Below are 24,263 nucleotides of genomic sequence, written 5' to 3'. Positions count from 1 at the left end.
CACCCAGAACGGTCCCGTGGGGGGATGTGCGTGCGCGTGAAGAAGTGGCGAGAAGACGCCCAACCGGAGTGGCCCGAGGTCGCATCGGGATCCGGGGGCGGTCCTTCCCCGGAGGGCTCGACGGGTGACACCCGGGCCACCCAGGCCTTCCCGGTGACCGGGGAGACCGAGGTCCCTGGTCGGGGCCCGCGCTCCCGGTCCGAGACGGGGGCAAGCGGCACAAGAGGGACGAGACGGACCGAGATGCTCGACGGCTGGTCGGCCTTCGACCGGCCCTCGGCCTCCAGAAACGGCGCCTACCCGCCTGCCGGTGAGACGACGCGGATGCCCGCGGTCCGCGATCCGTGGGCGGAGGCCGATGACGCCGAGGAGCCCGCGCGCCCGGACGCGCGGCCCGGTTCCACCGGCAACTCCGGTGGTACCACCGGCACCTCCGGCGCCACCCACGACCCGCACGAGGTCACCATCCAGCTCGACGGCGTCGGCCTCCAGCTGGACAACATGCTGCGCGCGGCCAAGGACGCCCCGGGTGGCGGGGAGGCCTCCGACGGACCGGTGTTCGTCGACGAGTCGGGCCGGCGCAGCCGCCTCTACCGCCGTATCGGCATGGCCGTGGGCCTGGCCTGCGCGGTGTACGCCGTGGTCATCGTCGCCACCGTGCTGTCCGGCAACTCCGACGCGCCCTGGCTGCCCGTGGAGCGTCCCAAGGAGCAGCCGGCCGGCCAGGTCGACACCCCGCCGCTGCCCGCCGAGTCGGCACCGCAGCCCTCCGCCACCGGCAGCGTCTCCCCGGGGACCTCGCCGACCGCCGGCACCGACACGACCCCGTCCCCGGGCGACGGCACCACCACGCCGGGCGCGTCCACCAGCGCCGACCCCGGCACGTCCGCCGACCCGAAGCCGAGCCCGACGAAGACCACCGCGAACCCGGGCTCGAACCCGACTTCGGACCCCGAGCCGACGACCGAGCCCACCACTCCCGACCCCGACCCGAGCCCGACGGACGACGGCGGCCCCACCGAGGAGCCGACCGATCCCGCGACCACCGACGAACCCGCCACCGGGACGGTCGCCAACGGCCCGAGCGACCCCAGCCCCATCGCGCAGGAGCCGGACACCTCCGCGCCCGCGCCCGCCGCCCCGTCCCCGGAGTACACCCTCTGATGGCATCCCGCACCCGCCGTCACGGGCCCGCGAAGGGAGCCCCCGACGGCTCCCGGCGCCGCCGCGTGCCCATGCGCCTGCTGCTCCCCTCGCTCGTCCTCGTCGCCCTGATGGCGATGCTGATGCTGCGCGGCTACGTCCACAGCGAGATCCTGGCCGACTACCGCGTACGGCCCGCCGCGGCCAACGACAAGGTGCCGCAGGAGATCCTCAAGGGCGGCCCCGTCATCGACACCCGCGACGGCAGCGCCGACACGCTGCGCGTGCCGGACGACAGCGTCGTCCTCACCTTCGACGACGGCCCCGACCCCGAGTGGACGCCGAAGGTGCTGGACGCCCTGAAGCGGAACGACGCGCACGCGGTCTTCTTCATCACCGGCACGATGGCCTCCCGCTACCCGGATCTCGTCCAGCGCATGGTCGACGAGGGGCACGAGATCGGCCTGCACACCTTCAACCACCCCGACCTCTCCTACCAGTCGAAGAAGCGCATCGACTGGGAGCTGTCCCAGAACCAGCTCGCGCTCGCGGGCGCGGTCGGCATCCGCAGCTCGCTGTTCCGGCCGCCGTACTCGTCCAAGTCCGAGAACATGGACAACAACTCCTGGCCGGTGACCGAGTACATCGGCGGCCGCGGCTACATCACGATCGTCAACGACACGGACAGCGAGGACTGGCGCAAGCCGGGCGTTGAGGCCATCATCCGCAACTCCACGCCCAAGCCCGGCAAGGGCGCGATCGTCCTGATGCACGACTCCGGCGGCGACCGGCACCAGACGGTCCAGGCGCTGGACCGGCTCATTCCCCAACTCCAGAGCCGGGGCTACGAGTTCCAGAACCTCACCGAGGCCCTGGACGCGCCCAGCGCGCACACCGAGGTCACCGGCCTCGACCTGTGGAAGGGCAAGGCCTGGGTCTTCCTGGTCGACGCCTCCGACAACATCACCGCGATCCTGGTCGTCGGCCTCGCCGCCATCGGCTTCCTCGTCATCGGCCGCTTCGGCCTGATGCTGCTGCTCTCCGCACTCCACGCCCGCCGCACCCGCCGCCGGGACTTCGTCTGGGGCCCGAACGCGCCGGTCACCGAACCGGCGTCGGTGCTGGTCCCGGCGTACAACGAGGCCAAGTGCATCGAGAGCACCGTACGGTCGCTGATGCGCAGCGACCACCCCATCGAGATCATCGTCATCGACGACGGCTCCAGCGACGGCACGGCCCGGATCGTCGAGGGGCTGGGCCTGCCGAACGTCCGCGTCATCCGCCAGCTCAACGCGGGCAAGCCCGCCGCGCTCAACCGGGGCCTGGCGAACGCCCGTTACGACCTGATCGTGATGATGGACGGCGACACGGTCTTCGAACCGGCCACGGTCCGCGAACTCGTCCAGCCCTTCGCCGACCCGCGCGTCGGCGCGGTCGCGGGCAACGCCAAGGTCGGCAACAAGGACACCCTCATCGGCGCCTGGCAGCACATCGAGTACGTGATGGGCTTCAACCTGGACCGCCGTATGTACGACGTCCTGCAGTGCATGCCGACGATCCCGGGCGCGGTCGGCGCCTTCCGCCGCTCGGCCCTGGAACGGGTCGGCGGCATGAGCGACGACACCCTCGCCGAGGACACCGACATCACGATGGCGCTCCACCGCGACGGCTGGCGCGTGGTGTACGCCGAGAAGGCCCGGGCCTGGACCGAGGCGCCCGAGTCCGTCCAGCAGCTGTGGTCGCAGCGCTACCGGTGGTCGTACGGCACCATGCAGGCGATCTGGAAGCACCGCCGCGCCCTGGTGGAGCGGGGCCCGTCCGGCCGCTTCGGCAGGGTGGGCCTGCCGCTGGTGTCGTTGTTCATGGTCCTGGCCCCGCTCCTCGCCCCCTTGATCGACGTGTTCCTCATCTACGGCCTGGTCTTCGGGCCCACCGAGAAGACGATCGTGGCCTGGTTCGGCGTCCTCGCCATTCAGGCGGCCTGCGCGGCGTACGCCTTCGTCCTGGACCGCGAGCGCCTCACCCCGCTGATCTCGCTCCCGCTCCAGCAGATCCTCTACCGCCAGCTCATGTACGTCGTCCTGCTCCAGTCCTGGATCACGGCCCTCACCGGCGGCCGTCTTCGCTGGCAGAAGCTGCGGCGCAAGGGCGGGGTGTCGGCACCGCCGACCGTACCGACGCAGCGCCGGCAGGCCATGGACGAGAGGCCGGTCCGATGAACCCGCCCACCACCGCACCCACCCTGCCGTCCGACGCGGCGAAGCCCGAGCAGACCGCCCGGCCGGCCCCGGTCCGCGACCGCTACTTCGACCTTCTGCGCGCCCTCGCCCTCTTCCGCGTGGTCCTCTACCACCTGACGGGCTGGGCCTGGCTCCCCCTGGTCTTCCCCTCCATGGGCGTGATGTTCGCCCTCGCCGGCAACCTCATGGCCCGCTCCCTGAAGCGCCCGCCCGTGCAGGTCATCAGGAGCCGCATACGCCGCCTCCTGCCCCCGCTGTGGCTGCTGGGCGTGGTCGGGGTCACCGGCATGGTGATCCAGGGCTGGGGTCCGGACGCCGACGGCCACCCCGGCTGGTGGTGGATCCACCTGGCCTACTGGATCGTCCCGCTCAGCGACCCGCCGTACGCCGAGGGCCTGCCCGGCATCCACGGCTTCCTCGGCGAGAACTGGGCCGTCGACCTCGCGGGACCGCTCTGGTACATCCGCGCCTACCTCTGGTACGTCCTGCTCTCGCCGTTCCTGCTGAAGGCGCTGCGCGCGATGCCACTGGCGACGCTCCTCGCACCCCTGGCGCTGTCGGCGGCGTTCAACTTCGGCTACATCACCCTCCCCGGCGAGCGCATCCCGTCCGCGCTCACGGACTTCAGCACCTTCGGCGCCTGCTGGATCCTCGGCATGGCGCACCAGGAGGGCATCCTGCGTCGCATCCCGCGCTACGTCGTCCCCTCCGTGGCCCCGATCTTCGCCGCGGTCGGCCTCTGGTACGCCCTGAACCACGACTTCGGCGAGGGCAACGACCTGGACAGCATGCCCATGGCCCAGGCCCTGTGGTCCTTCGGCACGGTCATGTTGCTGCTGCACCTCAGCCCCTCCTGGTCCGAGTGGCCGCGCCGCCTGCGCCGCTGGGACCGGGTGATCACCCTGCTCAACTCCCGCGCGGTGACGATCTACCTGTGGCACAACATCTGCATCCTCATCGCCGCGACGATGTGGGACCAGCTGTGGGGCATCGACGTGATGTGGATGCACTTCTCCTGGCTGCTGGAGAGCCCGTGGCCGGTGTTGGCCTTCACCTGGGTGCTCATCGGCAGCTGTGTCGTGTGGTTCGGGTGGGCGGAGGATCTGGCGGCGAAGCGGCGGCCGCAGCTGTGGCCGGACGGTTCCAAGAGGCGCACCGGCCGCAGGGCACGGCGTTCCAGGGGCTGAACCGCCAACATCCTGTAAACCCCACCGGCCGAGGTTCCGCACTGTCAGACCCGCGTGTGACACTGACCGGGTTGCGCAAGTGAACGGGGTGGCCCGAGGGGCCGAGTGGCCCGGTGGTCGGTGGGGAGCAGGCGCTGATGAGCAAGCGGCAAGTGCAGAAGATGCTGCGGTTGATGGCGAGCGGGGAGGCCGTCGAGCTCACCAGCCCCCTGGCCTCCGTGAAGAAGCTCGCCAGGCTGGCCTTCATCGCCCAGCAGTTCGGGTACGAGTACGTGGACGTACGGCAGAGCGCCGGGCGCAACAACGCGCTCGTCATGCTGATCGCGCCCGACCCCAGCCCTCAGGCCCGCGCCCGCGCCGGGCAGAACTGGGCGCAGTATCCGAACGCGAGCGACGGGGTGTCCGTGCCGCCCCTGGTGCCCGACGCCTTCGAACTCCTCAAGGCCCGCATCAACTTCGACCTCACCGGCAAGAGCGCCGAGAAGCGGATGGCTTACGGGGCCATCGGCCTCACCGTCGGCGCCGGAATCCTCGGGGTGCGACTGGGCGGGGACGCCGCTGCCTGGTTCACGGCGGTCATCGTGTGGGTGTTCTTCATGGCGGTCGTCGGCATCGGTTTCGCCGTCAACCGCAAGCGCAACGCCAAGTTCGCCGCCCGGCTGCAGGCCGCCGGGTTCGCGCCGATCACCGACGAGACCGGACGGGTGCGCTATCTGCCGCCCGGCGGGCAGCTGCCCGGGCACGGCAATCCGTTCGCGGCCGGGTCGGCCGGTCCCTACGGCAACCAGGCCCCGGGCCCGGGGGCGCCGGGCGGTTACGGGCAGCAGCAGGGTCCCGGGCCGTACGGTCAGCCTGCGGCGCCGGGTGCGTACCCCGCGCAGCCCGCGGCGCCTGGCTCGTACCCTGCTCAGCCCGCCGCGCCGGGTGCGTATCCCGCGCAGCCCGGCGCGCCTGGTGCCTACCCCGCGCAGCCCGCCGCCCCCGGCCCGTACGGCAACCAGCCCGCGCCGGGTCCTTACGGCGCCCCCCAGCCCCAGGGCCCGTACGCCGCACCGCAGCAGCCCCAGCAGCCGTACGGCCAGCCCCAGCCCCAGCCGCCGTACGGCCAGCCCCAGCCCTACCCCCAGCAGCAGAACCCCCAGCCGCCTCAGCCGCCCCACCCCCAGCAGAACCCCCACTGGCAGCCCCCGCAGCGCTGACCTGGCCGCGTGCGCTTCGTCCCCTATATCCTCTAAATTCTCCGCCCCTGTATCTCACCCTTATATAGGGACGACCAACACAACCTCTCATCCGCCCTACCCGCCGGGTGAGAGCAAAGTTCCCTTCCGGTCACTCGGTGCCACAGGCCGGAAACGCGCCCTCCCTACCTTCGGGACCAGCCACTAAAGCGCGACCGAGCCCCGAAGACCGTGGAGGCGTCATGACAGCCCCTAGCACAGCCCCCGCCGCGAGCAGGGGAGGCCGCTGGATCGACCACTGGGACCCCGAGAACGAGACCTTCTGGAACGAGACCGGCGAGAAGGTCGCCCGCCGCAACCTCTTCTTCTCGGTCCTCTCCGAGCACATCGGGTTCTCGATCTGGACCCTGTGGTCCGTGATGGTGCTGTTCATGGGGCCGGAGTACGGACTCACCCCCGCCGACAAGTTCTTCATCGTCTCGATGGCCACGCTGGTCGGCGCCATCGTCCGCGTGCCCTACACCTTCGCCGTCGCCGTCTTCGGTGGCCGGATGTGGACGGTCGTCTCGGCGAGCCTGCTGCTGGTGCCGACGGTCGCCGCGTTCGCCGTGATGGAGCCGGGAACGTCGTTCACCACCTTCCTGCTGTGCGCGATGCTGGCCGGCGTCGGTGGCGGAAACTTCGCCTCCAGCATGACCAACATCAACGCCTTCTTCCCCCTCCGCAAGAAGGGCTGGGCGCTCGGTCTGAACGCCGGCGGCGGCAACATCGGTGTACCGGTGGTGCAGCTCGTGGGTCTCGCGGTGATCGGCGCCAGCGGCGGCCCGCGACTCCTGCTCGGGATCTACATCCCGCTCATCGTGATCGCCGCCGCCCTCGCGTGGTTCAAGATGGACAGCATCTCGTCCGTGAAGAACGACACGGGCGCCGCCAAGGACGCCGTGAAGGAGGCCCACACCTGGATCATGTCCTTCCTCTACATCGGTACCTTCGGCTCCTTCATCGGGTACAGCTTCGCCTTCGGTCTCGTCCTGCAGACCCAGTTCGGCCGTACGCCGCTCCAGGCCGCCTACGTCACCTTCATCGGCCCCCTGCTCGGCTCCCTGATCCGCCCCGTCGGCGGCTCGCTCGCCGACCGGTTCGGCGGCGCGAAGATCACGCTGTGGAACTTCGTCGGCATGGGCGTCGCGACCGCGGTCATCATCGTGGCCTCGATGCAGAAGTCGCTGCCGCTGTTCACCACCGCGTTCATCGCCCTGTTCGTGCTGACCGGCGTCGGCAACGGCTCGACGTACAAGATGATCCCCGGCATCTTCCACGCGAAGGCCCTCGCCAAGGGGCTGGAGGGTGACGAGGCCGCCGCCTACGGCCGCCGGCTCTCCGGCGCCTCCATGGGCCTCATCGGCGCGGTGGGCGCGCTCGGCGGGCTCGGCATCAACCTCGCCTTCCGCCAGTCCTTCCTCACCGTGGGCTCCGGCACCGGCGCCTTCGTCGCCTTCCTCGCCTTCTACGGGGTCTGCTTCGCGGTCACCTGGGCCGTATACCTTCGCCGTCCGGCCGCCTCCGAGACCCACGCCACATCGTCGACCGAGGCAAAGCCGCAGCTCAGCTACGCCGAGGTGTGACGTAACACTGCCGACATGTAGCCGAACCGAGCCTGTCACGCACCGTTGACAGGCTCGATCGGCATGCAGGTGTAACCACCCTGGGTGAAGTCAGGAACTCCCACGGTGCGACCGCCTGGCGCACGCACCACATCTCTAGCGGGACGAGAGATATGTACGACGAACAGCAGCAACCGGAACACGGGCCGCTAGCGGGATTCACCGTGGGGGTGACCGCCGCGCGCCGTGCCGATGAGCTCGGCGTCTTGCTCCAGCGGCGCGGCGCCGCCGTCCTGCACGCCCCTGCCCTGCGCATCGTGCCGCTCGCCGACGACAGCGAGCTGCTCGCCGCCACCAAGGAGATCATCCAGCGGACGCCGGACATCGTGGTCGCCACGACCGCGATCGGCTTCCGGGGCTGGATCGAGGCCGCCGACGGGTGGGGACTGGGCGAGGACCTGCTGGAACGGCTGCGCGGCGTCGAGCTGCTCGCACGCGGCCCCAAGGTCAAGGGCGCGGTACGGGCCGCCGGGCTGACCGAGGAGTGGTCGCCGTCCAGCGAGTCCATGGCCGAGGTGCTGGACCGGCTGCTGGAGGAGGGCGTGGACGGGCGCCGTATCGCCATCCAGCTGCACGGTGAGCCGCTGCCCGGATTCGTGGAGGCGCTCAGGGCCGCGGGAGCGGAGGTGCTCGGGGTGCCGGTCTACCGGTGGCTGCCGCCGGAGGACATCGGCCCGGTCGACCGTCTGCTGGACGCCACGGTCTCCCGCGGCCTGGACGCCCTGACCTTCACCAGCGCACCCGCCGCCGCGTCCCTGCTGTCCAGGGCCGAGGAGCGCGGGCTGCTGCCGGAGCTGCTCGCCGCCCTCCACCACGACGTCCTTCCGGCCTGCGTCGGGCCGGTCACCGCGCTGCCGTTGCAGGCCCACGGCGTCGACACGGTCCAGCCCGAGCGCTTCCGGCTCGGGCCGCTGGTCCAGCTGCTGTGCCAGGAGCTGCCCGGCCGGGCCCGGTCGTTGCCGATCGCCGGGCACCAGGTGGAGATCCGCGGGCATGCGGTCCTGGTCGACGGGGCGCTGCGGCCCGTGCCGCCTGCGGGGATGTCCCTGCTGCGGGCCCTGTCCCGACGGCCGGGGTGGGTGGTGGCCCGGGCGGATCTGCTGCGGGCGCTGCCGGGCGCCGGCCGCGATGAGCACGCGGTGGAGACGGCGATGGCTCGGCTGCGGACGGCTCTGGGGGCGCCGAAGTTGATCCAGACGGTGGTGAAGCGGGGGTATCGGCTGGCGTTGGATCCGGCGGCGGACACCAAGTACGCGGACGTCTGATCGCCCCCGCCGCCCCTACCCGTCCCATCCTCCAGGGGCTCTGCCCCTTCGGCCCCGCCAGGGGGCTCCGCCCCCTGGACCCCCGTCGGCCCCGAAAGGGCCTCGTCCTCAAACGCCGGACGGGCTGAGAGTGCTTGACCGGCGCCGAGAGCGGCCGTAATCCACCAGCGCCCTCCCCAAACACCCCACCGCCACCGTCGCCAGCACCGCCCGCAGCGCGTTCCAGGCCAGCCACGGACCCTCGAACTCCTCCCGCAGGGCCGCCGGATCACCGGCCCCCTTCAGGCCTTCGTTCAGCGGGATGTTGAAGGCGACGGTGACGAAGAAGGCGAGCGCGTACGCCGTCGCTGCCGCCCACACCCACCCCCGGTACGGCTCCCCGCGCGCCTGCCACGCCGACACACCCGTCAGCACCAGCGCCCCGAGGAAGCTCAGGAAGAACACCGGGTTCTCGAACGCGTCGTTCATGTCCCGCATGACCTCGACGTACACCCGGTCGTCGCTGCGTGCCAGCCCCGGCATCACCCCGCAGGCGAAGATGTAGAAGGCCCCGGCGATCAGGCCCATGGCGACCGTGGCCGCGCCCAGTACGGTTCCCACCAGTGTGCTGTTCCGTGTCATGTCCTCCAGTCAACGGACCCGCACGGCGTCCGAACATGGCCGTCACGCGCAGCCCCATACGCGATCGTCCAGCGCCTACGGCCGGTACGAGGGGTTCCGGCTCCGCGAGCGGGCAGGCACTGTTAGGGGGAACGGTTCCCCAGCCCTCCTCACGGCACCTCACCGACCCCTGATGACCGGGGTGACCTCTAGGCGGTGACAGGCACATGGCACTGGGTTTGGCCACGGACGCGTACGAGCTGCGGTTCGACGCCGGACGGATCTGTCTGGATCTCCTCGCGACCACGCACCCCGAGGAACGGTTCGACTCCGTCGAGGTGTTGTGCGCCTGGATCGCGAGGGCGGGACTGGTCCCCCCGGACACCCCGCTCGCCCACGCCGACGCCTCCTGGCCGGTCGCCTTCCGCGAACTGCGCGGACTTGTCGGGCAGTTGGTGCGGGCCGGCCTCAACCCCGAGCCCTGGCCGTCGTACGACCTCGCGCTCGCCCGGGTCAACGACATCGCCCTTGCCGCGCCCCCGGCCCCCCGTGCCGTACGCGGTGAAGACGGCACCCTCGTGCGGGAGTTGGATCATCCGCCCGAGTGCTCCGCGCTGCTCGGCGCAATCGCGAGGGACGCCCTGGAGCTGCTCACCGATCCGGTCGCGCGGGCCGGGCTGAGGGAGTGCGAGGGGGACAACTGCCCGATCGTTTATCTCGATACGTCCCGGGGGCGCAGGAGGCGCTGGTGTTCCAGTGAGGTCTGCGGAAACCGCGAAAGAGTCGCCCGGCACCGTCGTCGCGCCGCCCTCGCCCGAGCCTGATGGTCCGTTATGCGCCTTCTGTGGAACGGCTGTCGAAGTGATTTCGATTACATGCCGTTTACCTACGCACCCGTAGGGAAGCCTGGATTCGATCTTGCCGATGTGACGGAAATGTAAAGATCGCACGGTGGGAATGTGCTGCCATGTCCCGCTCGTCACGTCACTCCGCAGAAAACTGTCGCCTCACTTTGAACGCTCAACGGACCCCTTCCGTACGGGTAGTCGAGCGACCGACTGGGGGAACCCCCGGACATCGGAGGTGGGCGTGCGCAAGGATTCCGTCGTGGCCAATGAACGTGGATCGAGGGCCCGACATCGCATGTCCCAGCCCTCGGAACCAGATGAGGAGCTGATGCGTGCGCTGTACAGAGAGCACGCCGGACCCCTCCTTGCGTATGTCCTTCGACTGGTCGCCGGTGATCGGCAACGAGCAGAGGACGTCGTGCAGGAGACGCTCATCCGTGCCTGGAAGAACGCCGGGCAGCTCAATCGAGCGACCGGATCGGTACGCCCCTGGCTGGTGACGGTCGCGAGGCGCATCGTCATCGACGGCCACCGCAGCCGGCAGGCCCGGCCGCAGGAGGTCGATCCGTCGCCGCTGGAGGTCATCCCCGCGGAGGACGAGATCGACAAGGCGCTGTGGCTGATGACGCTGTCGGACGCACTCGACGACCTGACCCCCGCCCACCGGGAGGTGCTCGTCGAGACGTACTTCAAGGGGCGTACGGTCAACGAGGCGGCCGAAACGCTGGGCATACCCAGCGGCACCGTCCGCTCCAGGGTCTTCTATGCCCTGCGGTCGATGAAGCTTGCTCTGGAGGAGCGGGGGGTGACGGCGTGATGAGTGTTTACGGGGGAAACCAGGGATTCGGGATGGGCGGTTCGGGTATGTCTGGACCCATGCAGGGACATCCGGTTCCGAGCGAGCACGAGACCGTCGGCGCCTACGCCCTCGGGATTCTCGACGACGCCGAGGCAACCGCTTTCGAGGCGCACCTCGCGACCTGCGAATGGTGCGCCCAGCAGCTGGACGAGCTGGCCGGAATGGAGCCGATGCTGGCCGCGCTCGCGGACCTGCCCGGTTCCGGTTCGCCCGCCATCGGCGAGTCCCTGTCGGCGAAGCCCAGCCCGCGGCTGGTCAACAAGCTCGTCGACGAGGTCGCCGAGCGCCGCGCCCAGAAGCGCCGGCGCAGCTTCTACATGGTGGCCGCGTCGGCCGCGCTGATCGTCGGCGGTCCGTTCGCCGCGATGGCCGCCGGCGGTGGTGAGTCCGGAGGCGGCGACCAGCCGCAGGTCCTGTCGAGCTCCGCCAAGGAGATCTTCGACTCCATGGACACCAAGGTGTCGGGCAAGGACGCCACGACCGGCGTCAGCGCGACCGTCGCCATGGCGGAGAAGGACTGGGGCACCTCGGCCTTCCTCGAACTCAAGGGCGTCAAGGGCCCGCTCAAGTGCTCCCTGATCGCCGTCGGCACCAACGGCGAGCGCTGGACCGTCTCCTCCTGGTCCGTCGGCAAGTGGGGCTACGGCCTCCCCGACGGCAAGACCGAGCAGTCCAAGCAGCCCCTGTACATCGGCGGCGGCGCCGCGCCGAGCCCGGATCAGATCGAGAAGTTCGAGGTCGTGGAGCAGGACGGGGACAAGCTCGTCGAGGTAGACGTGTAGTCGCCGTAGCTTTTCCGGGTCCCCTTCGCGTACGGTTGACGGCTGCCCAGCACGTCAGAAGGGGGCCCGGTGGCCGCTCAGGCTCCACAGGAAACCGCGCTCGAAGACTCCCTGCGAGATCGAGAGATCGGCGTCGAACAAGAACACCTGGACCGGGTGTACCGACGCCTTGAGGAGAAGATCCACGAGGCCGAGTTCCTGATGAACGACGCGGCCAAGCGCGGCCAGGTCGGCACGCCCGGCGCGCTCGCCGAGCGGGACGCGCAGGTCTTCCGGGCCGGCGTCCACCTCAACCGGCTCAACAACGAGTTCGAGGACTTCCTCTTCGGCCGTATCGACCTGCTGCTCGGCAGGGACGGCAAGAAGGGGCCGGACGGCGCGTACACCGCGGTCGAACCCGCCGAGGGCGCGGTCCGCGAGGACAACACCGCCGACATCGCCGAGACCCTGCACATCGGCCGTATCGGTGTGCTCGACCACGACTACGCCCCGCTGGTCATCGACTGGCGGGCCCCGGCCGCGGCGCCCTTCTACCGCTCCACCCCGGTCGATCCGGGGCGGGTCGTACGGCGCCGGGTCATCCGCTCCAAGGGGCGCCGCGTGCTGGGCGTCGAGGACGACCTCATGCGCCCCGAGCTCAAGGCGTCCCTCGGCGGCAACGAGCTGCCGGTCATCGGCGACGGCGCCCTCATGGCCGCCCTCGGCCAGGCCCGCAGCCACACCATGCGGGACATCGTGGCGTCCATCCAGGCCGAGCAGGACCTGGTCATCCGCGCCCCAGCCGCCTCGGTGACGTATGTCGAGGGCGGCCCCGGCACAGGCAAGACCGCCGTCGCCCTGCACCGCGCCGCCTACCTGCTCTACCAGGACCGGCGCCGGTACTCCGGCGGCATCCTGATCGTCTCGCCGACCCCGCTGCTGGTGGCGTACACCGAAGGCGTGCTCCCGTCGCTCGGCGAGGAGGGCCAGGTCGCCATCCGCGCGATCGGCTCCCTCGTCGACGGCGCCGAGGCCACGCTGTACGACTCCCCGGCCGTGGCCCGCGCCAAGGGCTCCTACCGCATGCTCAAGGTGCTGCGGAAGGCGGCGCGGGGCGTGCTGGAGCTGGGCCCGGGAGGCGGGGGCGCTTCCGGCCGGCCCGCCGCCGGTGACGCGGGGGCGAAGCGCACGGGGCAGCTCGCCTTCGGCGAAGACGACGCCGGCTCCGACGCACCCGCGCGGACCCCCGCCGGACCGCCCACCCGGCTGCGCGTGGTCGCCTTCGGGCGCCGCCTGGAGCTGGAGGCCGACGCGCTGGAACGTATCCGCCGGAACGCCCTCGGCGGCACGGCCCCCGTGAACCTGCTGCGCCCGCGCGCCCGCAAGCTGCTGCTCGACGCCCTGTGGTCGCAGTCGGGCGGCGCCTCCCGCCACACCGACCCGGAACTGGCCGCCGAGCTGCGCTCCTCCTTCGACGAGGACGTGACCTCGGAGGACAGCTTCCTCGCCTTCCTCGACGCCTGGTGGCCGGAGATCACCCCGAAGGCGGTCCTGGAGGCGATGGCCGACGAGCGCCGCCTCGGCCGCTGGGCCCGCCGGATCCTCAACCCCGGCGAGGTCCGCAAGGTGGCCCGCTCCCTCAAGCGGGACGGCCTCTCCGTGCACGACATCGCCATGCTCGACGAGCTCCAGTCGATCCTCGGCACCCCGGCCCGCCCGCGCAAGAAGCGCGAGCTGGACCCGCTCGACCAGCTCACCGGCCTTGAGGAGCTGATGCCGGTCCGCGAGGAGTCACAGCGCGAGCGCGCCGAGCGGCTGGCGGCGGAGCGCGTCGAGTACGCCCACGTCATCGTGGACGAGGCCCAGGACGTCACGCCGATGCAGTGGCGGATGCTGGGGCGCCGGGGCCGGCACGCGACATGGACGGTCGTCGGCGACCCGGCCCAGTCGTCCTGGTCCGACGTGGACGAGGCGGCCGAGGCCCGCGACGAGGCCCTCGGCACCCGCCCGCGCCGCCGCTTCCAGCTCACCGTGAACTACCGCAACCCGGCGGAGATCGCCGAGCTGGCCGCGAAGGTACTGGCCCTCGCCATGCCGGGCTCCACGTCACCGTCGGCGGTCCGCTCCACCGGCGTACAGCCCCGCTTCACCGTCGTACGCGACTCCCTCGCGCAGACCGTCCGCGAAGAAGCCGCTCGGCTGCTGGACCGCGTCGACGGCACGGTCGGCGTCGTCGTCGCCATGCAGCGGCGCGAGGAGGCGGCCAAGTGGCTGGCCGGGCTCGGCGACCGGGTCGTGGCGCTCGGCAGCCTGGAGGCGAAGGGCCTGGAGTACGACGCGACGGTCGTCGTCTCCCCGGCCGAGATCGCGGACGAGTCGCCGGCCGGACTGCGCGTGCTGTACGTCGCGCTGACCCGGGCAACCCAGCAGCTGACGGTGGTGTCGGCGGAGCGGGACGAGCCGGACACGACCGGGGTGCCCGACCTCCTTCGAGATTGATCCGGATGAACTACCGGTACGGGAATGGCCTTACGGGATCGGTTTGTTAGCCTGGGTGTGGCACCGGCTCGATCCAAGCCCCCGGGCCCAACCTTCGTCGCTACGAGCGACCACTTGCCGCGAGGCGAGCATGGCGGGTCGGTGTCATGAACGTTGAAGAGACCCACGTCACGATGTGACGTGGGTCTCTTTTCATGGGAAGACGTGGCGAACAATACGTTCGCAATCCACGCCCGGCTAACTCCTACTCAGCGGTAGGTGCGACGATCGGACGGCGAACAGCGACACACGGTGAAAGCAGAGGAAGTCGGCCATGGCAACGGCGCCCAGCGTCTCCTACTCGATGACGGTCCGGCTGGAGGTGCCCGCGAGCGGAACCGCGGTCTCCCAGCTCACCGGAGCCGTCGAGTCCCACGGAGGCTCGGTGACCGGCCTCGACGTGACCGCGTCCGGCCACGAGAAGCTCCGCATCGACGTCACCATCGCGGCGACCTCGACCTCGCACGCCGACGAGATCGTCGAGCAGCTGCGCACCATCGAGGGCGTCACGCTCGGCAAGGTCTCCGACCGTACGTTCCTGATGCACCTCGGCGGCAAGATCGAGATGCAGTCCAAGCACCCCATCCGCAACCGTGACGACCTCTCGATGATCTACACGCCGGGTGTGGCCCGCGTCTGCATGGCGATCGCCGAGAACCCCGAGGACGCCCGCCGCCTCACCATCAAGCGCAACTCCGTTGCGGTTGTGACGGACGGGTCCGCGGTGCTGGGCCTCGGCAACATCGGCCCGAAGGCCGCGCTGCCCGTCATGGAGGGCAAGGCGGCCCTCTTCAAGCGGTTCGCCGGCATCGACGCCTGGCCGCTGTGCCTCGACACCCAGGACACCGACGCGATCGTCGAGATCGTCAAGGCGATCGCCCCCGGGTTCGCCGGCATCAACCTGGAGGACATCTCCGCGCCCCGCTGCTTCGAGATCGAGGCGCGGCTGCGCGAGGCCCTCGACATCCCCGTCTTCCACGACGACCAGCACGGCACGGCGATCGTCGTCCTGGCCGCTCTGACCAACGCACTTCGCGTCGCGAACAAGGCGATCGAGAACATCCGGGTCGTCATGTCCGGCGCCGGCGCGGCCGGTACGGCCATCCTCAAGCTGCTGCTCGCCGCGGGCCTGAAGAACGCCGTCGTGGCCGACATCCACGGCGTCGTGCACGCGGGCCGCGAGGACCTGCGTCAGGCCCCGGCCGACTCGCCGCTGCGCTGGATCGCCGACAACACCAACCCCGAGGGCCTGACCGGCACGCTGAAGGAGGCCGTGCGCGGCGCGGACGTCTTCATCGGCGTCTCGGCCCCGAACGTGATCGACGGCGACGACGTGGCCGCCATGGCCGACGACGCCATCGTGTTCGCGCTCGCGAACCCCGACCCCGAGGTCGACCCCGCAATCGCCCGTCAGACGGCCGCAGTTGTGGCCACGGGCCGCTCCGACTTCCCGAACCAGATCAACAACGTGCTGGTCTTCCCGGGTGTCTTCCGCGGTCTGCTGGACGCGCAGTCCCGCACGGTCAACACCGACATGATGCTCGCGGCCGCGAAGGCGCTGGCGGACGTCGTGACCGAGGACGAGCTGAACCCGAACTACATCATCCCGAGCGTCTTCAACGACAAGGTCGCGGGCGCGGTCGCCGGGGCGGTGCGGGAGGCGGCGAAGTCGGCGTCGGCGGCGACGTCGGCCGAGTAACCACTTGGGATTGGCGCCTCACAGCCCCGAAAGTGTGGGTGGGCTGTGAGGATCGCCACGGCAAGCCCTTGTAACGGCGCGTCGTGGAACCAAGGGCATCTGGCCGCCGTTTATCGTGACGGCCAAGCTTGGGCCCTCTCTTCGTGTGACACCCAAGGGTGTTCTCGCGACTCCTCCGGGCGCCGGATTGGCTTTCCCGCCGCAGGTAGGGGCAGGATGCGTCTCTGGGCGCGAGGGTCTGACGACGGACCCGGGTCCGGGGAGTGTCCCAGGGCCCTGGCAGCATCGACATCGCTGTGCCGACAAGCGGCTCCGCCGCGTGGCACGCCTCAAGGCAAATGAACACGGGAGTAACAACATGAACCGCAGTGAGCTGGTGGCCGCGCTGGCCGACCGCGCCGAGGTGACCCGCAAGGACGCCGACGCCGTGCTGGCCGCTTTCGCCGAGGTCGTCGGCGACATCGTCTCCAAGGGCGACGAGAAGGTCACCATCCCCGGCTTCCTGACCTTCGAGCGCACCCACCGTGCCGCTCGCACCGCCCGCAACCCGCAGACCGGCGACCCGATCCAGATCCCGGCCGGCTACAGCGTGAAGGTCTCCGCGGGCAGCAAGCTCAAGGAAGCGGCCAAGGGCAAGTGACCTTGCCGTCTGTACACCACGGGACGGTGTGCGGCTTGTAGAACGCTGATGGGGCGGCCCCGGTTTCCGGGTGCCGCCCCATCGTGGTTTCACTTTCCAGTGGCCTCAGACGCCGGCCGGACTGGTTTTGGCCGGACTTACCCCAGCGCCTTGCCCGGCAACTCCACCTTCGCGCCCAGCTCCACGAGCTTCTCCATGCTGTGCCTTCCCGGGGGATAACCCCCGGACCCCCAGCCGAAGACCGGCGTGTCCCGGGCTGGTGTCAAGAGATCGCCGTCAGCCGAGCGCTTTGCCCGGCAGTTCGACCTTGGCGCCCAGCTCCACGAGCTTCTCCATGAAGTTCTCGTAGCCGCGGTTGATCAGGTCGATGCCGTGCACCCGCGAAGTCCCCTGCGCCGCCAGGGCCGCGATGAGGTACGAGAAGCCGCCGCGGAGGTCGGGGATGACGAGGTCGGCGCCCTGGAGCTTGGTGGGGCCCGAGACGACCGCGGAGTGCAGGAAGTTGCGCTGGCCGAAGCGGCAGTCGGAGCCGCCGAGGCACTCGCGGTAGAGCTGGATGTGGGCGCCCATCTGGTTCAGCGCGGAGGTGAAGCCGAGGCGCGACTCGTAGACCGTCTCGTGGATGATCGAGAGGCCGGTCGCCTGCGTCAGGGCCACCACCAACGGCTGCTGCCAGTCCGTCTGGAAGCCGGGGTGCACGTCCGTTTCGAGGGCGATGGACTTCAACTGGCCGCCGGGGTGCCAGAAACGGATGCCCTCGTCGTCGATCTCGAAGGCACCGCCCACCTTCCGGTAGGTGTTGAGGAACGTCATCATCGAGCGCTGCTGGGCGCCGCGGACGTAGATGTTGCCCTCGGTGGCGAGCGCCGCGGACGCCCACGAGGCGGCCTCCAGGCGGTCCGGGAGGGCCTTGTGGTTGTAGCCGCCGAGCGAGTCCACACCGGTGATGCGGATCGTGCGGTCGGTGTCCACGCCGATGATGGCGCCCATCTTCTGCAGGACGCAGATGAGGTCCTCGATCTCCGGCTCCACGGCCGCGTTCGAGAGCTCGGTGACGCCTTCGGCGAGGACGGCCGTGAGCAGCACCTGCTCGGTCGCGCCCACCGACGGGTACGGCAGCCGGATCTTCGTGCCGCGCAGCCGCTGCGGAGCCTCCAGGTACTGCCCGTCCTCCCGCTTCTCGATCGTCGCGCCGAACTGCCGCAGCACCTCGAAGTGGAAGTCGATGGGCCGGCCGCCGATGTCGCAGCCGCCGAGGCCGGGGATGAACGCGTGCCCGAGACGGTGCAGGAGGGGGCCGCAGAGGAGGATCGGGATACGGCTGGAACCCGCGTGGGCATCGATGTCAGCGACGTTCGCGCTCTCCACGTGGGACGGGTCCATCACCAACTCGCCCGGTTCCTCACCCGGACGGACCGTCACCCCGTGCAGCTGCAGCAGCCCGCGCACGACGCGCACGTCACGGATGTCCGGCACGTTGCGCAGTCGACTTGGCGCGCTGCCCAGCAGGGCGGCGACCATCGCCTTCGGTACGAGGTTCTTCGCACCGCGGACACGGATCTCGCCCTCCAGCGGGGTTCCGCCGTGGACAAGCAGGACATCGTCGTTGACGGTCATGTATCTCGCGTTCCGATGAGTTGGGCAGGGGCCAGGAGGGAAAGGGTAATCGCCGCTGACCCCCCTTCCGTAAGCCCGAGTACGGCTCAGGAACGTCATAGCTCTGTCACAACACGAACCGTTCGCCGTCGGGCACAAGCGGTCACCATCGCGATCGTGCGCCCGACGCTGCTTCTTTCCGCCCTGAGCTGCATTCACTCCCGAACCGGCATTGCCTCCCCACGCGAAGGGAAGATGCGGGATCATGTCTGGCATGACCGAGGTGTCCTCGCTCACAGGGCGGCTGCTCGTGGCCACGCCCGCCCTGGCGGACCCGAACTTCGACCGCGCGGTGGTGCTCCTTCTCGACCACGACGAGGAGGGCTCCCTCGGTGTCGTCCTCAACCGTCCGACCCCCGTCGACGTGGGCGACATCCTGGAGGGCTGGGCGGACCTCGCCGGCGAACCCGGCGTCGTCTTCCAGGGCGGCCCGGTGTCCCTGGACTCGGCACTCGGGGTCGCCGTCATCCCCGGCGACGCGAACGGCGAGAGCGCCCCGCTGGGCTGGCGCCGGGTGCACGGCGCGATCGGGCTCGTGGACCTGGAGGCGCCGCCGGAACTGCTCGCCTCGGCGGTCGGCAGTCTGAGAATCTTCGCCGGGTACGCCGGCTGGGGCCCCGGCCAGCTGGAGGACGAACTGGTGGAGGGCGCCTGGTACGTCGTCGAGTCCGAACCCGGCGACGTCTCCTCGCCGTCCCCGGAACGGCTGTGGCGCGAGGTGCTGCGCCGCCAGCGCAACGAGCTCGCGATGGTGGCCACGTATCCGGACGACCCGTCGCTCAACTGAAACATGTGAGCTTCAGTACTCTTGGCGTTATGAGCACTCTCGAGCCCGAGCGCGGGACTGGTACGGGGACCCTCGTAGAGCCGACGCCACAGGTGTCCCACGGCGACGGCGACCACGAGCGCTTCGCCCATTACGTCCAGAAGGACAAGATCATGGCGAGCGCCCTCGACGGCACCCCCGTCGTGGCGCTCTGCGGCAAGGTCTGGGTGCCTGGTCGCGACCCGAAGAAGTACCCGGTGTGTCCCATGTGCAAGGAGATCTACGAGTCCATGGGCGCCGGCGGGGACGACAAGGGCAAGGGCGGCGACAAGAAGTAGCCCTGCCTTCGGCCTCAGTTCCGCGAGCCCCCTGGGTGTGTCTCGGCGCGCCCCGGGGGCTTCTGCGTGTCACGAAGTGGTTGAGACCTCTTGTGGACGTGTTCATGTAGTCCCTAGGCTCCGAGCGTTGTACAGAGCGAAACCGTCATTGCATATGTTGCAACGCACGCTCGGAGGAACTCCCCGATGAAGCTCCCCTGCCGACTTGCCGCACTTCTGGCGGCGGCCGTCGTCGTCACCGCCTGCGCACCTCAGACGTCCTCCAATTCTTCCTCCGACAAGGACGAAAAGACCGGCACCTTGCGGGTCTGGCTCTTCCAGGAAGTCGGCAACAAGCCGAAGGAGAAGGTCGTCGACTCCGTCGTCGCCGTCTTCGAGAAGGAGCACGAGGGCGCGAAGGTCGAGGTCGAGTACATACCGATCGAGACCCGGGCCCAGCGCGTCAAGGCCGCCTTCAACGACCCGAAGTCCGCGCCCGACGTCATGGAGTTCGGCAACACCGACACCGCCGGCTATGTGAAGGACGGTGGACTCCTCGACGTCACCAAGGAGTTCGGCGACTGGAGCGAGTCGAAGGACACCGACCCCACGGCCAAGCAGTCCGTCACCGTGGACGGCAAGATCTACGGTGCGCCCTTCTACGTCGGGGTCCGCGCCCTGTACTACCGGACCGACGTCTTCGAGGAACTCGGCCTCGAAGTGCCGAAGACCATGGACGAGTTGGCGACGACGGCCCGCGAGATCCGCGCGGCCAAGCCCGAGCTGTACGGGCTCGTGGTGGGCGGTGCCTACACGTACGGTGCGATGCCCTTCGTCTGGGCCAACGGCGGTGAGATCGCCGAGGGCAAGGGCGGCAGTTACGCCTCGGCGATCGACAGCGCGGCGGCCCAGAAGGGCATCAAGGCGTACACGTCCCTGTTCAGCGACGACAACTGTCCCGCCGCCAAGTGCGCGGGCATGGGAGGCAACGACACGGTCACCGCGTTCGCGGCAGGCAAGGCGGGCATGGCCATCGGCGGCGACTTCAGCCACACCGCCGTGGAGGCCGGGAAGGTGAAGGGCAAGTACGCGGTCGTGCCGCTGCCGGGCGTGAAGGCCGGGTCCGTCGCGCCGGCGTTCGCCGGGGGCAACAACGTCGGTGTGCTGAAGAGCACCTCGCATCGGACGCTGGCGGTCGAGCTGATGGAGCAGCTCACCTCGAAGAAGACGCAGGGTTCGATGTTCGAGGCGATGGGGTTCCTGCCGACCTTCTCGGACGTGCGGCAGCAGGTCGCGGCCAAGGAGCCGTACGTCAAGCCGTTCGCGCAGACGCTCTCCGCGGGCACCAAGTTCGTTCCCGCGTCGCCCGCGTGGGCGCAGATCGACTCCTCGCTCGTGCTGCCGACGATGTTCCAGGAGGTCATCAGCGGTAAGAAGGACGTGGCGGCGGCGTCCGAGGAGGCCGCGAAGAAGATGGACGACGCCTTCGGAACCATCGGGTGACCTCGGTGAACAACCGCACCACCTGGACGCCCTGGCTCTATCTCGCCCCCGCCCTCGTCGTCCTCGGCGGGCTGCTCGTCTACCCGATCTACCAGCTCGGGCTGATCTCGTTCTTCCAGTACACGCAGGCACAGGTCAGCGGCGGGGAGCCCACCACCTTCCAGGGCTTCGGGAACTACGCGGAGCTCTTCGGCGACGAGCAGTTCTGGCAGGTGCTGCTGGCGACCGTCGTCTTCGCGGCGGGCTGCGTCGTGTCGACCCTCGCCGTCGGCTGCGCGCTCGCCGTGCTGCTCACGCGCGTGCGTGCCGTGCCGCGGCTGGCCCTGATGCTGGCCGCGCTGGGAGCGTGGGCGACCCCCGCCATCACCGGGTCGACCGTGTGGCTGTTCCTGTTCGACCCGGACTTCGGGCCGGTCAACCGGGTGCTGGGGCTCGGTGACCACTCATGGACGTACGGGAGGTTCAGCGCCTTCTTCCTCGTCCTGCTCGAAGTCGTGTGGTGCTCCTTCCCGTTCGTGATGGTGACGGTGTACGCCGGTATCCGCGCCGTACCGTCCGAGGTGCTGGAGGCCGCCGCGCTGGACGGTGCCTCGCAGTGGCGGATCTGGCGGTCGGTGCTGGCGCCGATGCTGCGGCCGATCCTGGTGGTCGTCACCATCCAGTCGGTGATCTGGGACTTCAAGGTCTTCACCCAGATCTACGTCATGACCAACGGCGGCGGCATCGCGGGCCAGAACCTGGTGCTGAACGTGTACGCCTACCAGAAGGCGTTCGCGTCCTCGCAGTACAGCCTGGGTTCGGCGATCGGCATCGTGATGCTGCTGATCCTGCTGGCGGTGACGCTCGTGTATCTGCGGCTGCTGCGCAGACAGGGGGAGGAGCTGTGAGCTTCATGGGTGCCGCGCGTTCCGTGCGGTCCGTGCGTTTCGTACGGCGGCCCTGGCGGCTGCTCGCCGAGACGTCCGCGCTGCTGATCGCCGTTGTGGTCGCGTTTCCGCTGTACTGGATGGTGCTCAGCGCCTTCAAACCGGCAGGGGAGATCGAGTCCAGCGAGCCTCGGCCCTGGACGCTGGCGCCTTCCCTGGATTCCTTCCGGCGGGTCTTCGAGCAGAACGAATTCGGCCGCTACTTCCTCAACAGCCTTGTCGTCGCGTGCACCGTGGTGATCGTCTCGGCGTTGATCGCGTTTCTCGCCGCGACCGCGGTGACACGATTCCGGTTCCGCATGCGGACCACCTTGCTGATCATGTTTCTGGTGGCCCAGATGGTGCCGGTGGAGGCCCTCACCATCCCGCTGTTCTTCCTCATGCGGGACTTCGGCCAACTGAACACTCTCGGCTCGCTGATCCTGCCGCACATCGCCTTCTCGCTGCCGTTCGCGATCTGGATGCTGCGGGGGTTTGTGAAGGCCGTTCCGGAGGCCCTGGAGGAGGCCGCGTACATCGACGGGGCGAGCCGGTCACGATTCCTGTGGCAGATCCTTTTCCCGCTGGTCTTCCCGGGGCTCGTGGCCACGAGCGTGTTTTCCTTCATCTCGGCCTGGAACGACTTCCTGTTCGCCAAGTCCTTCATCATCAGCGACACCTCGCAGTCGACCCTCCCGATGGCCCTGCTCGTCTTCTACAAGCCGGACGAGCCGGACTGGGGCGGGGTGATGGCGGCGTCCACAGTGATGACGATTCCGGTGCTGATCTTCTTCGTACTCGTACAGCGGCGCCTGGTGTCCGGGCTCGGCGGCGCGGTCAAGGACTGAAGGGTCTGATCATTCATGGATCTCATTCCGGCACCTCGCCAGATGGAGCGGGCCACCAGCTTCTACGAACTCGGCGACGGCTTCGGGATCGAGGCCGGGCCGGGCACCGAGGGCGCCGCGCGCTGGCTGCGCGCGGTGCTCGGCGCGGCGACCGGGTTCGCGCTGCCGCCCAAGAAGGGGGACGAGTACGACGTCCTCCATCTGTCCGTCCGGCCAGGCCTCGACGCCGAGGCCTACCGCCTCGTCATCGCCCCCCATGGCCTCCACATCCAGGGCGGCTCGCCCGCCGGTGTCTTCTGGGGTGCCCAGACGCTGCGCCAGCTCCTCGGCCCCGACGCCTTCCGGCGCGCACCCCTTTCCGACCGCACGTGGCGGCTGCCCCTGACGGAGATCCGGGACGCCCCCCGATTCCGCTGGCGCGGCCTCATGCTCGACGTGGCCCGGCACTTCATGCCCAAGGACGGCGTGCTGCGCTACCTCGACCTGCTGGCCGCCCACAAACTCAACGTCTTCCACTTCCATCTGACGGACGACCAGGGCTGGCGCGTCGAGATCAAGAGGTACCCCCGGCTCACCGAGGTCGGCTCCTGGCGGGCGCGCACGAAATTCGGCCATCGGGCCTCCCCGCTGTGGGACGACAAGCCGCACGGTGGCTTCTACACCCAGGACGACATCCGCGAGATCGTCGCGTACGCCGCCGAGCGGCATATCACCGTCGTCCCCGAAATCGACGTACCCGGCCACTCGCAGGCGGCCATCGCCGCGTACCCGGAACTCGGCAACACCGACGTCATCGACACCTCCGCGCTCTCCGTCTGGGACACCTGGGGGATCAACCCGAACGTACTCGCCCCCACTGACAACACCCTGCGCTTCTACGAGGGGGTCTTCGAGGAAGTCCTGGAGCTGTTCCCCTCGGAGTTCATTCATGTCGGGGGTGACGAATGCCCCAAGGACCAGTGGCGGCAGTCGGCCACGGCACAGGAGCGCATCAGGGAACTCGGGCTGCGCGACGAGGACGAGCTGCAGTCGTGGTTCATCGGCCACTTCGACAAGTGGCTGACCGCGCGCGGGCGCAGGCTCATCGGCTGGGACGAGATCCTGGAGGGCGGGCTCGCCCAGGGCGCGACGGTGTCGTCCTGGCGCGGCTACGCGGGCGGCATCGCGGCGGCCCGCGCGGGCCACGACGTCGTCATGTGCCCCGAGCAGCAGGTGTATCTGGACCACCGTCAGGACGCGGGCGCCGACGAGCCGGTGCCGATCGGGTACGTGCGCACGCTGGAGGACGTCTATCGGTTCGAGCCCGTGCCCGCGGAGTTGACGCCGGATGAGGCCCGGCACGTGCTCGGTACGCAGGCCAATGTGTGGACCGAGGTGATGGAGGACCACGCGCGCGTGGACTACCAGGCGTTCCCGCGCCTGGCCGCCTTCGCCGAGGTGGCCTGGAGCCGCCTGCCCGCCCCGGCGGAACGGGACTTCACCGACTTCGAGCGGCGGATGGCCGCCCATTACGGGCGACTTGACGCCCTGGGGGTCGCGTACCGCCCGCCCACCGGATCGCGGCCGTGGCAGCGGCGCCCCGGAGTGCTCGGCCGCCCGATCGACGGCCCGCCCCCGAACAGGTAATGGAAAAAACCGGCAAGGTG

The 24,263-nt window shown here is 69.8% G+C and carries 20 protein-coding genes; 18 read left to right on the top strand and 2 right to left on the bottom strand.

Annotated elements, in window-relative coordinates; translation table 11 throughout:
- Window positions 1-243 precede the first annotated feature (243 nt).
- From ACIA8X_RS07620 to ACIA8X_RS07595, 6 genes are all read left to right on the top strand, one after another.
- On the top strand, window positions 244-1,164 hold the full coding sequence (locus ACIA8X_RS07620; RefSeq protein WP_393457147.1) for a hypothetical protein: 921 nt from the start codon (window positions 244-246) through the stop codon (window positions 1,162-1,164).
- Window positions 1,164-3,362 carry a bifunctional polysaccharide deacetylase/glycosyltransferase family 2 protein gene (locus tag ACIA8X_RS07615; protein ID WP_399457956.1) on the top strand — a complete coding sequence of 733 codons (2,199 nt, stop codon included), beginning with the start codon at window positions 1,164-1,166 and terminating at the stop codon, window positions 3,360-3,362. The genes ACIA8X_RS07620 and ACIA8X_RS07615 overlap by 1 nt, the downstream gene beginning before the upstream one ends.
- On the top strand, window positions 3,359-4,570 hold the full coding sequence (locus ACIA8X_RS07610) for an acyltransferase (protein WP_393457153.1): 1,212 nt from the start codon (window positions 3,359-3,361) through the stop codon (window positions 4,568-4,570). Before ACIA8X_RS07615 ends, ACIA8X_RS07610 begins: the two co-directional genes overlap by 4 nt.
- A gap of 137 nt (window positions 4,571-4,707) precedes the next feature.
- Window positions 4,708-5,769 carry a hypothetical protein gene (locus ACIA8X_RS07605; protein WP_393457156.1) on the top strand — a complete coding sequence of 354 codons (1,062 nt, stop codon included), beginning with the start codon at window positions 4,708-4,710 and terminating at the stop codon, window positions 5,767-5,769.
- A 221-nt stretch (window positions 5,770-5,990) separates the two neighbouring features.
- Window positions 5,991-7,373, top strand: coding sequence for a nitrate/nitrite transporter (locus ACIA8X_RS07600; RefSeq protein ID WP_393457159.1), 1,383 nt, complete (start codon window positions 5,991-5,993; stop codon window positions 7,371-7,373).
- Window positions 7,374-7,525: 152 nt separating this feature from the next.
- Window positions 7,526-8,677, top strand: coding sequence for a uroporphyrinogen-III synthase (locus ACIA8X_RS07595; RefSeq protein WP_393457162.1), 1,152 nt, complete (start codon window positions 7,526-7,528; stop codon window positions 8,675-8,677).
- Window positions 8,678-8,785: 108 nt separating this feature from the next.
- Here the strand turns inward: ACIA8X_RS07595 and ACIA8X_RS07590 are convergent, their stop codons facing one another.
- Complete coding sequence (locus ACIA8X_RS07590) at window positions 8,786-9,298, bottom strand: DUF1772 domain-containing protein (protein ID WP_399457955.1); 513 nt, start codon at window positions 9,296-9,298, stop codon at window positions 8,786-8,788.
- A 206-nt stretch (window positions 9,299-9,504) separates the two neighbouring features.
- Here ACIA8X_RS07590 and ACIA8X_RS07585 point away from each other — a divergent pair, with 206 nt between their 5' ends.
- The 6 genes from ACIA8X_RS07585 to ACIA8X_RS07560 all read left to right on the top strand — a co-directional run bounded on the left by ACIA8X_RS07585 (window position 9,505) and on the right by ACIA8X_RS07560 (window position 16,622).
- A complete protein-coding gene (locus ACIA8X_RS07585; RefSeq protein WP_393457171.1) occupies window positions 9,505-10,101 on the top strand; it encodes a CGNR zinc finger domain-containing protein in 597 nt (198 codons plus the stop codon).
- Between the two features lie 319 nt (window positions 10,102-10,420).
- Window positions 10,421-10,942 (top strand): sigma-70 family RNA polymerase sigma factor, encoded by a 522-nt coding sequence (locus ACIA8X_RS07580; RefSeq protein WP_010039908.1) that lies wholly within the window; start codon window positions 10,421-10,423, stop codon window positions 10,940-10,942.
- Complete coding sequence (locus ACIA8X_RS07575; protein WP_393457174.1) at window positions 10,942-11,766, top strand: anti-sigma factor family protein; 825 nt, start codon at window positions 10,942-10,944, stop codon at window positions 11,764-11,766. The genes ACIA8X_RS07580 and ACIA8X_RS07575 overlap by 1 nt, the downstream gene beginning before the upstream one ends.
- A gap of 69 nt (window positions 11,767-11,835) precedes the next feature.
- Window positions 11,836-14,244: a HelD family protein gene (locus tag ACIA8X_RS07570; protein ID WP_393457177.1), complete on the top strand. Its 2,409-nt coding sequence runs from the start codon at window positions 11,836-11,838 to the stop codon at window positions 14,242-14,244.
- A gap of 313 nt (window positions 14,245-14,557) precedes the next feature.
- Window positions 14,558-15,982, top strand: a complete 1,425-nt coding sequence (locus ACIA8X_RS07565; protein WP_393457180.1) for an NAD-dependent malic enzyme — start codon at window positions 14,558-14,560, stop codon at window positions 15,980-15,982.
- Between the two features lie 358 nt (window positions 15,983-16,340).
- Entirely contained in the window at window positions 16,341-16,622 is a 282-nt protein-coding gene (locus ACIA8X_RS07560; protein WP_004000874.1) for an HU family DNA-binding protein, read from the top strand.
- A 276-nt stretch (window positions 16,623-16,898) separates the two neighbouring features.
- On the opposite strand, the gene murA is transcribed toward ACIA8X_RS07560, so the two are convergent.
- Window positions 16,899-18,239 (bottom strand): UDP-N-acetylglucosamine 1-carboxyvinyltransferase, encoded by a 1,341-nt coding sequence (gene murA / locus ACIA8X_RS07555; RefSeq protein WP_393457183.1) that lies wholly within the window; start codon window positions 18,237-18,239, stop codon window positions 16,899-16,901.
- 253 nt (window positions 18,240-18,492) lie between these two features.
- Between murA and ACIA8X_RS07550 the strand changes: the two genes are divergently transcribed.
- The 6 genes from ACIA8X_RS07550 (at window position 18,493) to ACIA8X_RS07525 (ending at window position 24,243) form a co-directional block, all read left to right on the top strand.
- Window positions 18,493-19,065: a YqgE/AlgH family protein gene (locus ACIA8X_RS07550; protein ID WP_030054423.1), complete on the top strand. Its 573-nt coding sequence runs from the start codon at window positions 18,493-18,495 to the stop codon at window positions 19,063-19,065.
- Between the two features lie 29 nt (window positions 19,066-19,094).
- Window positions 19,095-19,382, top strand: a complete 288-nt coding sequence (locus ACIA8X_RS07545) for a DUF3039 domain-containing protein (protein ID WP_031478284.1) — start codon at window positions 19,095-19,097, stop codon at window positions 19,380-19,382.
- Between the two features lie 186 nt (window positions 19,383-19,568).
- A complete protein-coding gene (locus tag ACIA8X_RS07540) occupies window positions 19,569-20,864 on the top strand; it encodes an extracellular solute-binding protein (RefSeq protein WP_393457188.1) in 1,296 nt (431 codons plus the stop codon).
- Window positions 20,861-21,751 (top strand): carbohydrate ABC transporter permease, encoded by an 891-nt coding sequence (locus ACIA8X_RS07535; RefSeq protein WP_393457191.1) that lies wholly within the window; start codon window positions 20,861-20,863, stop codon window positions 21,749-21,751. Before ACIA8X_RS07540 ends, ACIA8X_RS07535 begins: the two co-directional genes overlap by 4 nt.
- 5 nt (window positions 21,752-21,756) lie before the next feature.
- On the top strand, window positions 21,757-22,617 hold the full coding sequence (locus ACIA8X_RS07530) for a carbohydrate ABC transporter permease (protein ID WP_393457194.1): 861 nt from the start codon (window positions 21,757-21,759) through the stop codon (window positions 22,615-22,617).
- Window positions 22,618-22,632: 15 nt separating this feature from the next.
- Complete coding sequence (locus ACIA8X_RS07525; protein ID WP_393457197.1) at window positions 22,633-24,243, top strand: beta-N-acetylhexosaminidase; 1,611 nt, start codon at window positions 22,633-22,635, stop codon at window positions 24,241-24,243.
- Window positions 24,244-24,263: the final 20 nt, after the last annotated feature.

Source organism: Streptomyces sp. NPDC051738 (assembly GCF_044453205.1).
GTDB lineage: Bacteria > Actinomycetota > Actinomycetes > Streptomycetales > Streptomycetaceae > Streptomyces.
Note: the sequence above shows the minus strand (reverse complement) of the source record. Positions and strands in the feature narration are given on the sequence as shown.

Excerpts from the sequence above, each read along its gene's own strand:
- ACIA8X_RS07620 (WP_393457147.1), top strand. The coding sequence starts at position 244 with ATGCTCGACGGCTGGTCGGCCTTCGACCGGCCCTCGGCCTCCAGAAAC.
- ACIA8X_RS07615 (WP_399457956.1), top strand. The coding sequence starts at position 1,164 with ATGGCATCCCGCACCCGCCGTCACGGGCCCGCGAAGGGAGCCCCCGAC.
- ACIA8X_RS07610 (WP_393457153.1), top strand. The coding sequence starts at position 3,359 with ATGAACCCGCCCACCACCGCACCCACCCTGCCGTCCGACGCGGCGAAG.
- ACIA8X_RS07605 (WP_393457156.1), top strand. The coding sequence starts at position 4,708 with ATGAGCAAGCGGCAAGTGCAGAAGATGCTGCGGTTGATGGCGAGCGGG.
- ACIA8X_RS07600 (WP_393457159.1), top strand. The coding sequence starts at position 5,991 with ATGACAGCCCCTAGCACAGCCCCCGCCGCGAGCAGGGGAGGCCGCTGG.
- ACIA8X_RS07595 (WP_393457162.1), top strand. The coding sequence starts at position 7,526 with ATGTACGACGAACAGCAGCAACCGGAACACGGGCCGCTAGCGGGATTC.
- ACIA8X_RS07590 (WP_399457955.1), bottom strand. The coding sequence starts at position 9,298 with ATGACACGGAACAGCACACTGGTGGGAACCGTACTGGGCGCGGCCACG.
- ACIA8X_RS07585 (WP_393457171.1), top strand. The coding sequence starts at position 9,505 with ATGGCACTGGGTTTGGCCACGGACGCGTACGAGCTGCGGTTCGACGCC.
- ACIA8X_RS07580 (WP_010039908.1), top strand. The coding sequence starts at position 10,421 with ATGTCCCAGCCCTCGGAACCAGATGAGGAGCTGATGCGTGCGCTGTAC.
- ACIA8X_RS07575 (WP_393457174.1), top strand. The coding sequence starts at position 10,942 with ATGAGTGTTTACGGGGGAAACCAGGGATTCGGGATGGGCGGTTCGGGT.
- ACIA8X_RS07565 (WP_393457180.1), top strand. The coding sequence starts at position 14,558 with ATGGCAACGGCGCCCAGCGTCTCCTACTCGATGACGGTCCGGCTGGAG.
- ACIA8X_RS07560 (WP_004000874.1), top strand. The coding sequence starts at position 16,341 with ATGAACCGCAGTGAGCTGGTGGCCGCGCTGGCCGACCGCGCCGAGGTG.
- murA (WP_393457183.1), bottom strand. The coding sequence starts at position 18,239 with ATGACCGTCAACGACGATGTCCTGCTTGTCCACGGCGGAACCCCGCTG.
- ACIA8X_RS07550 (WP_030054423.1), top strand. The coding sequence starts at position 18,493 with ATGACCGAGGTGTCCTCGCTCACAGGGCGGCTGCTCGTGGCCACGCCC.
- ACIA8X_RS07545 (WP_031478284.1), top strand. The coding sequence starts at position 19,095 with ATGAGCACTCTCGAGCCCGAGCGCGGGACTGGTACGGGGACCCTCGTA.
- ACIA8X_RS07540 (WP_393457188.1), top strand. The coding sequence starts at position 19,569 with ATGAAGCTCCCCTGCCGACTTGCCGCACTTCTGGCGGCGGCCGTCGTC.
- ACIA8X_RS07530 (WP_393457194.1), top strand. The coding sequence starts at position 21,757 with ATGGGTGCCGCGCGTTCCGTGCGGTCCGTGCGTTTCGTACGGCGGCCC.
- ACIA8X_RS07525 (WP_393457197.1), top strand. The coding sequence starts at position 22,633 with ATGGATCTCATTCCGGCACCTCGCCAGATGGAGCGGGCCACCAGCTTC.